Origin of the sequence: Streptomyces lunalinharesii (genome assembly GCF_039532155.1) — a bacterium.
Taxonomy (GTDB): domain Bacteria; phylum Actinomycetota; class Actinomycetes; order Streptomycetales; family Streptomycetaceae; genus Streptomyces; species Streptomyces lunalinharesii.
In genome coordinates, this window is record NZ_BAAARK010000019.1 from 165,667 (window position 1) to 172,884 (window position 7,218).

General features: G+C 74.8%; 7 protein-coding genes. All 7 read left to right on the forward strand.

The genetic code is table 11. The features are described from left to right. Positions 1 to 321: 321 nt before the first annotated feature. The 7 genes from ABD385_RS26115 (at position 322) to ABD385_RS26145 (ending at position 7,022) form a co-directional block, all read left to right on the forward strand. Complete coding sequence (locus ABD385_RS26115; protein ID WP_344580487.1) at positions 322 to 1,683, forward strand: DUF445 domain-containing protein; 1,362 nt, start codon at positions 322 to 324, stop codon at positions 1,681 to 1,683. Positions 1,684 to 1,766: 83 nt separating this feature from the next. After that, complete coding sequence (locus tag ABD385_RS26120) at positions 1,767 to 2,564, forward strand: class E sortase (RefSeq protein ID WP_344580491.1); 798 nt, start codon at positions 1,767 to 1,769, stop codon at positions 2,562 to 2,564. Between the two features lie 68 nt (positions 2,565 to 2,632). Further along, a complete protein-coding gene (locus ABD385_RS26125) occupies positions 2,633 to 2,896 on the forward strand; it encodes a DUF3311 domain-containing protein (RefSeq protein WP_235217394.1) in 264 nt (87 codons plus the stop codon). Beyond that, positions 2,893 to 4,413: a sodium:solute symporter family protein gene (locus ABD385_RS26130; protein ID WP_344580495.1), complete on the forward strand. Its 1,521-nt coding sequence runs from the start codon at positions 2,893 to 2,895 to the stop codon at positions 4,411 to 4,413. The genes ABD385_RS26125 and ABD385_RS26130 overlap by 4 nt, the downstream gene beginning before the upstream one ends. 223 nt (positions 4,414 to 4,636) lie before the next feature. Then, positions 4,637 to 4,942 carry a DUF6412 domain-containing protein gene (locus ABD385_RS26135; RefSeq protein ID WP_344580499.1) on the forward strand — a complete coding sequence of 102 codons (306 nt, stop codon included), beginning with the start codon at positions 4,637 to 4,639 and terminating at the stop codon, positions 4,940 to 4,942. 142 nt (positions 4,943 to 5,084) lie between these two features. Beyond that, positions 5,085 to 6,026: a YidC/Oxa1 family membrane protein insertase gene (locus tag ABD385_RS26140; protein WP_344580502.1), complete on the forward strand. Its 942-nt coding sequence runs from the start codon at positions 5,085 to 5,087 to the stop codon at positions 6,024 to 6,026. Between the two features lie 138 nt (positions 6,027 to 6,164). Next, a complete protein-coding gene (locus ABD385_RS26145) occupies positions 6,165 to 7,022 on the forward strand; it encodes a fumarylacetoacetate hydrolase family protein (RefSeq protein WP_344580505.1) in 858 nt (285 codons plus the stop codon). Positions 7,023 to 7,218: the final 196 nt, after the last annotated feature.

Here is a 7,218-nt window from a genome sequence, read left to right on the forward strand (position 1 = left end):
CGGACCGGGAAGGCCGGACGGCGGACGTCCGGTCGACGGCGGTGCCGTCGCGGTCCGGCCGGGGGTCCATGATCCCACGGACCCCCGGGGGCCCGCCTGCCGCCCCGACCCGCCCCGGCGTCCGCGGCGCCGGGAACTCGTGGTGGGTTGCGGGAGTAGGGCACTGTGGGACACATACGGGCGTACGGCCGGTACGGACGGCTCCCGGCGCCCCGGGACGGACCGCGCGCTCCGGTCGGCGCCGTGCGCACGGCGCCGACCGGGCGATGCGGACCGGACGGCGTACGGAAGGCGGGGGACACGGTGGGAGTGGTGGAGCGGATGGAACGCACCCAGACGGAGGGGCCGCGCGGGCCGCGGGCGGCGCGGGCCGTCGCACCGGCGGCGGCCGGCGCCCCGGGCGGCCGGACGGCACCCGGCGGCTTCGGCTACAGCGCCGCCGACGAGGACAAGCGGCGGGCCGTCCGCCGGATGAAGGCCCTGGCCACCGGTCTGCTGCTGGTCGTCGCCGTGGTGTACGCCCTGGCGAAGTGGGCCGGGGCGGCCGGCGCGGGCGGCTGGACCGGCTACGTCGCGGCGGCCGCCGAGGCCGGCATGGTCGGTGCGCTGGCCGACTGGTTCGCGGTCACCGCGCTGTTCAAGCGCCCCATGGGGCTGCCGATCCCGCACACCGCGATCATCCCCACCAAGAAGGACCAGCTCGGACAGAGCCTGGGCGACTTCGTCGGGGAGAACTTCCTCTCCGGGGACGTGGTCCGCCGCCGGCTGCGCTCGGTCGGCGTCGCCGCCCGGCTCGGCACCTGGCTCGCCGAGCCGCGCAACGCCGACCGGGTCACCGCCGAACTGTCCACCGCGCTGCGCGGTGCGCTGACCGTGCTGCGCGACTCCGACGTCCAGGCGGTGGTCGGCGAGGCCATCACCCGCCGCGCCGACGCCCAGGAGATCGCGCCCGGCATCGGCTCCCTGCTGGAGAAGGTCGTCGCCGAGGGCGGCCACTCCCGGGTGGTGGACCTGGTCTGCGCCCGCGCCCACGACTGGCTGGTCTACCACGGCGACTCGGTCGTCGCCGCGGTCTCCGGCGGCGCCCCCGGATGGACCCCGCGGTTCGTCGACCGCAAGGTCGGCGACCGGGTCTACAAGGAGCTGCTGCGCTTCGTCACCGAGATGCGGGACATGCCCGACCACCCGGCGCGCGGCGCCGTGGACCGCTTCCTGACCGACTTCGCCAGCGACCTGCGCTCCGACCCGGGCACCCGCGAGAAGGTCGAGCGGCTCAAGTCCGAGGTGCTGGGCCGCGGCGAGGTGCAGGACCTGATCGCCTCCGCCTGGGGCGCGGTCCGCGCGATGATGGTGGCGGCCGCCGAGGACGAGCACAGCGAGCTGCGGCTCCGGGTGCGCGGGGCGCTGCTGTCCCTGGGCGGCCGGCTCGCGGCCGACGACCGGCTGCGCGACAAGGTCGACGGCTGGCTGGAGGGCGCCGCCGCCTACGTCGTGACGACGTACCAGGGCGAGATCACCGCACTGATCACCGACACCGTCGCCGGCTGGGACGCCGAGCACACCTCCAAGAAGATCGAGGCGCACATCGGCCGCGACCTGCAGTTCATCCGCATCAACGGCACGGTCGTCGGCGCCCTCGCCGGACTGTGCATCTACGCCGTCTCCCAGGCGTTCGGCGGCTGACCCGGCCGGACCCCGGGCACCGCGCCCGGACCGGATCCGCACCGACCCTGGCGGGCTGCGGCCCCAGGGCTTACGGTGCCCGCGTGCGGGAGCGGATACCGGTGGTCGTACAGGGGCGGCGGGGGCGGTACGGCCGCCGCTCGCCGGCCGCTCAGCTCGTGTGGACCGGTGCGGAACTGGCCGTCACGCTCGGCGTGGTGCTGCTGCTGTTCGTCGCCCACCAGCTGTGGTGGACCAACCGCGTGGCCCAGGGCGCCGCCCGCGACGAGGTCGGCCAGTTGGAACGGCAGTGGCGGGCCGGGGCCGCGGCCGGACCGGTGCGCCCTGCGCCGGCGGCCGGCACCGGCAGCGCGCGGCCGACCGCGCCGGGCACCGCCCCGCCCACCGCGCCCCCGCACGGCCCGGACACCGCCCCGGCGGCCCCGCCCCGCGACCTCGCCTACGCGGTCCTGCGCATCCCCCGCATCGGCCTGACCGCCCCGGTCGCCGAGGGCGTCGACCGCACCGCCGTCCTCAACCGCGGCTACGTCGGCCACTACCCGGGCACCGCGCAGCCCGGCGGGCCGGGCAACACCGCGCTGGCCGGCCACCGCAACACCCACGGCGAGCCGTTCCGCCACCTCGACCGGCTGCGCCCCGGCGACACCGTCGTCGTCGACACCGCCCGGCTGCGCGCCACCTACGTGGTCCGCGCGACGCTGCCCGAGACCACGCCGGGCGACACCGGTGTACTGGCGCCCGTTCCCCGCAGCACCGTCCACCCCGGCCACGGCTTCACCGCCCCGGGCGCGTACCTCACCCTGACCACCTGCACGCCCGAGTACACCTCCACCTACCGCCTGGTCGTCTGGGCGGTGCTGCGGACGGCGCAGCCGCGGTGAGCGCGGACCGCCGCCGATCGCCGAGGTCCCGCACCGGGCGACCGGCCGGTCGCCTAGGCTCTCCCCACGTGCGAAACCAGTCCCCCGGCGGCCCGCCCCCGGGATCCCGAAAGCGCCCCGCGCTGCTCTGGCTACTGCTGCCGTATGTGCTGTTCCTGGTGGTGCTGCCGTTCGTCAACCGGGTCACGCCGACCGTCCTCGGCCTGCCGTTCCTCTTCTTCTGGATGCTGCTCGCGACCCTGCTGACGCCGGTGTCGGTGTGGCTGGCCCGCCGCGGCGACCGCCGGCGGGGCCACGGCCGGGCCGACGCACCGAGCGGGGGCCGCGCGTGAACGCCACCGTCTCCACCACGATCTTCGCCGCGTTCATGGTGCTGACCGTCGCCCTGGGCCTGCTCGCGGTCCGCGGCCGGCAAAGCGGCGACGGCTCCGCGGCCGGCCTGGCCGAGTGGTCGGTGGGCGGGCGCAGCCTGGGCACCGTCTTCATCTGGGTGCTGATGGCCGGGGAGAGCTACACCAGCTTCAGCTACCTCGGCGCGGCCGGCTGGGGCTACAACTTCGGCGCACCGGTGCTCTACGTCCTGGCCTACATGTCCTGCGGCTACGCGATCGGCTACGTCGTCGGCCCGATGCTGTGGGCCTACGCCCGCCGGCACGGGCTGGTCGGCATCACCGACATCATCGCCCACCGCTACCGCCGGCCCTGGCTCGGCGCCGCCGTCGCGGTCCTCGCCACCGTCTGCCTGCTGCCCTACATCCAGCTCCAGATCACCGGCATGGGCGTGGTCGTCTCGACCATCTCCTACGGCACGATCAGCCTCAACTGGGCCTATTTCATCGGCTTCGCGGTGACCACCGGCTTCGTCGTGGTCAGCGGGCTGCGCGGCAGCGCCTGGGTGTCGGTCCTCAAGGACGTGCTGGTCATCGTCACCCTCGGGTTCCTCGCGGTGTACGTGCCGCTGCACTACTTCGGCGGCTACGGCCCCTTCTTGGACCGGATCGTCGCGGAGAAGCCGCAGTGGCTGACCTTCCCCGGCCACGCCTCCGGCGGCCTGGGCCAGTCCTGGTTCGTGACCACCACCCTGATCAACTCCCTGACGGTGGTGATCTTCCCGACGACCGTGGCCGGCTACCTGGGCGCCCGCAACGCCGACGCGCTCCGCCGCAACGCGATGTACCTGCCGTTCTACAACGTGCTGTTGTTCGTGCCGATGCTGCTGGGGCTGGCGGCGCTGTTCGTCGTCCCGGGGCTGACCGGCGCCGGGTCCAACCTGGCGCTGTTCAAACTGGTCGTGGACTCGCTGCCGGCCTGGGCGGTCGGGGTGATCGGGGTGGCCGCGGCGCTCTCCTCGATCGTGCCGATGGCGGTCTTCATGCTGGTCATCGGCACGATGTGGGGCAGGAGCGTGCTGGGGGCGGTGCCCCGCCTGGCGTCCCGCCAGAAGACCTGGTCGCAGGTGGTCGTGGTGGTCGCCGGGGCGCTCGCGCTGCTGCTCACCTACACCGCGCCCACCACCTTGGTCCGACTCTCCCTGATCTCCTACGAGGGCATGGCCCAACTGGTGCCGATGCTGCTCCTGGGCCTGGTGTGGCGGAGGTTGACGATGCATGCGGCGGTCAGCGGCCTGGCCGCGGGCTTCGCCCTGGTGTGCGTCCTGGTCTTCGGCGGCCACGACCCGATCTGGGGCGTGAACGCCGGCATCGTCGGACTCGCGGTGAACGTCGTGGTGACGTTGGCGGTGACCTGGCTCGGCCCGCGGGACCGCGACGACGACCGGCCGGACGCCGAAGTCCTGGCCCTGGAGGACGAGTTCCCCCGGGCCGGGACCGCCGCGGGCGACCCCCGCTGACGGCCGGCCGCCGCGGCGACGCGCCGCGGCGGCCGGCCCCGCCCCCGCCGGGCGCGGCCACCTTCCGCACCGCGGACCGTCGTTGACCGCCGTGCAGAACCCCTCGAACGGGTTGTCGCCCTCGCTCGTGCGTGCGGTTACCCTGGTACGCGAGGCGGGTCGCACCGCCGGTCGGTGGCCGACCACCGACGAGGCGCGGGGAGCGCGGAAAGGGGGACGCCGGATGCACCGCATCGCCGATGCCTGGCGGCTCTACACCAGCGCACTGTTCTTCCTGCTGGCCGGACTCCTGCTCGCGCAGAGCGGCCTGACCACGACCCTCGCCGCCGCCGCGACCACCGCCGCGGTGCTGCTGCTGTCCAGCGCCCTCGCCCTGGCCGCCGCCGCCCGCCCGGTCCCACCGGGCCGCATACGCACGGCCATCCGCGACCGCGAGCGCCGCACGGCGTTCCTGCCGCAGCGCGATCCCGACGCCGCCGGCCGTCCACGTCCGCGAGCACCCGGCCGTCCCCTCCCGGCGGCCGCGTAGCCGCTCCGGCGCACTCCCACCACGCCCGGCAGTCGTCCGGCGCGTGCCCCGATCCGTCCTTCTCCTGCGCCGGTGCGCGCCCGCGCGGTCCGTCACGCCGTTACTCCCGTTCGGCACGACGAGACCCGTGGAGGGCTCACCCATGTCCGTTTTCGACCTGCTCGGTGCTGCGCTGGAGCGCGGCGCCCAGGCCATCGAACCGCTCTTCGGCGCCGCGGCCACCGCGGCCGCCATCATCCTGTTCACCCTCGGCGTGCGCGCCGCCCTGCACCCGCTCGCCCGCGCGGCGGCCCGGGGCGAGAAGGCCCGTGCCGTCCTCGCCCCTCAACTCGCCGCCCTCCAGCGCAAGCACCGCGGCGACCGGGAGCGGCTCCAACGGGCGACGGCCGACCTGTACGCCGACTCCGGCTCCTCGCCGCTGGCCGGGTGCCTGCCGACGCTGCTCCAACTCCCGGTCTTCTTCGTGATGTACCACCTCTTCTCCACCGGGAACGGCACGCTGCTCGACCACACCCTGCTGGGCGCGCCGCTGGGCGGGTCCTGGCGCCAGGCGCTCGCCGACGGCGGGGTGGTCGGGCCGCACGGCCTGGTCTACCTCGCGCTGTTCGCCCTGATCGCGGCGGTCGCCACCTGGAACTACCGGCGGGCCAGGGCGACGGCGGCCGCGGCCCCGACGCCCGCGGCGGGCACCACCGTCCCCGGCCTGGGCACGATGAACAAGCTGGTGCCGCTGCTGTCCTTCGGCACGCTGATCACCGTGGCCGTGGTGCCGCTGGCGGCCGCGCTGTACGTGGTGACCAGCACGACCTGGACGGCGTGCGAACGGGCCCTGCTGCACCGCGACCGCCGGCCCGCGACGGCCCCCGAACCGGCGGCGCAGGACGCGCCGCGGCCCCGACCGCAGGCGCCGGCGCCGCCGTCCCCGCGGCCCGCGCGCCGGAACGGCCCCAAGACGCGTGCCGCGCGGCAGCAGGCGGCCCGCGCCCGGGCCAACGCCGGGGCGCGGGCGGGCACGCCGGACCGGCCGACCGACCCTGACCACCGCGCCACCGACGCCGGCCCGATCGTTATTACCCCTCAGTAACGGTCCAGTCCGTGAACGGGGTCTTGCGGAGTGGACCACCTTCTTGGAGGATCGGCCAAATCGCTCGATGGCCGTCCCCCATCGGCCGGCCTGCGAGGTCCCTCCCAGGCCGACCCTTCGACCACGGGAGTTGTACCGATGAAGCTGCTGCGTGTCGGAAAGGTGGGGGCGGAACGCCCGGCGCTGCTCGACGAGGCCGGCGTGCTCCGAGACCTGTCGGGCCTGGTCCCGGACGTCGACGGCGCCCTGCTCGCGGACGACGCCGCGCTGGCCCGCGTGCGGGCCGCCGCGGCCGCCGGCGACCTGCCCGCACTGGACGCCACCGAACTCCGCGTCGGCCCGCCGGTCGCCCGGATCGGCAAGGTCGTGTGCATCGGGCTGAACTACCACGACCACGCGCGGGAGACCGGGGCGGCCACCCCGGAGGAGCCGATCATCTTCATGAAGGCCCCGGACACCGTCGTCGGCCCCGACGACACGGTCCTCGTACCGCGCGGCAGCGAGAAGACCGACTGGGAGGTCGAACTGGCCGTCGTCATCGGCCGGACCGCCCGCTACCTGGAGACCGACGAACAGGCCCTGGCGGCGGTGGCCGGCTACGCGGTGGCGCACGACGTCTCCGAGCGGGCCTTCCAGATCGAGCGCGGCGGCCAGTGGGACAAGGGCAAGAACTGCGAGACGTTCAACCCGCTCGGCCCCTGGCTCGTCACCGCCGACGAGGTCCCGGACCCGCAGGCACTCGGCGTCCGTCTGTGGGTCAACGGCGAGCTGAAGCAGGACGGCACGACCGCCGAACAGATCTTCCCGGTGGCCGAAGTGGTCCGCTACGTCAGCCAGTTCATGACGCTCTACCCGGGCGACGTCATCAACACCGGCACCCCCGCCGGCGTGGCAATGGGCCAGCCCGAGCCCAAGCCGTATCTTCGGGCCGGCGACGTGGTGGAACTCGAAATCGACGGCCTGGGCCACCAACGGCAGGAGCTGCGCTCGGCTTGATCCCACGTTCTTGCGCCTGGCGGCGCGGGCCTCTTCCCACGTTGTGGGGTTTGCCGCCGTGTGGCGTCTCGCCGTTGCGCCTGCGGCGGGCGTTGTCCGCTGCGCGGGGCGTTTGGGTGGCGGTGTCGGGCCTGCGGGGGTGGTGTGCAGGACTGCTGCGCTTTACGTCCTGCACACCACCCCCTCCGGCCCGCCC

What these genes read in the sequence shown, in the direction of transcription:
- ABD385_RS26135 (WP_344580499.1), top strand. Translation starts at nt 4,637, where the DNA reads ATGCACCGCATCGCCGATGCCTGGCGGCTCTACACCAGCGCACTGTTC.
- ABD385_RS26115 (WP_344580487.1), top strand. Translation starts at nt 322, where the DNA reads ATGGAACGCACCCAGACGGAGGGGCCGCGCGGGCCGCGGGCGGCGCGG.
- ABD385_RS26140 (WP_344580502.1), top strand. Translation starts at nt 5,085, where the DNA reads ATGTCCGTTTTCGACCTGCTCGGTGCTGCGCTGGAGCGCGGCGCCCAG.
- ABD385_RS26145 (WP_344580505.1), top strand. Translation starts at nt 6,165, where the DNA reads ATGAAGCTGCTGCGTGTCGGAAAGGTGGGGGCGGAACGCCCGGCGCTG.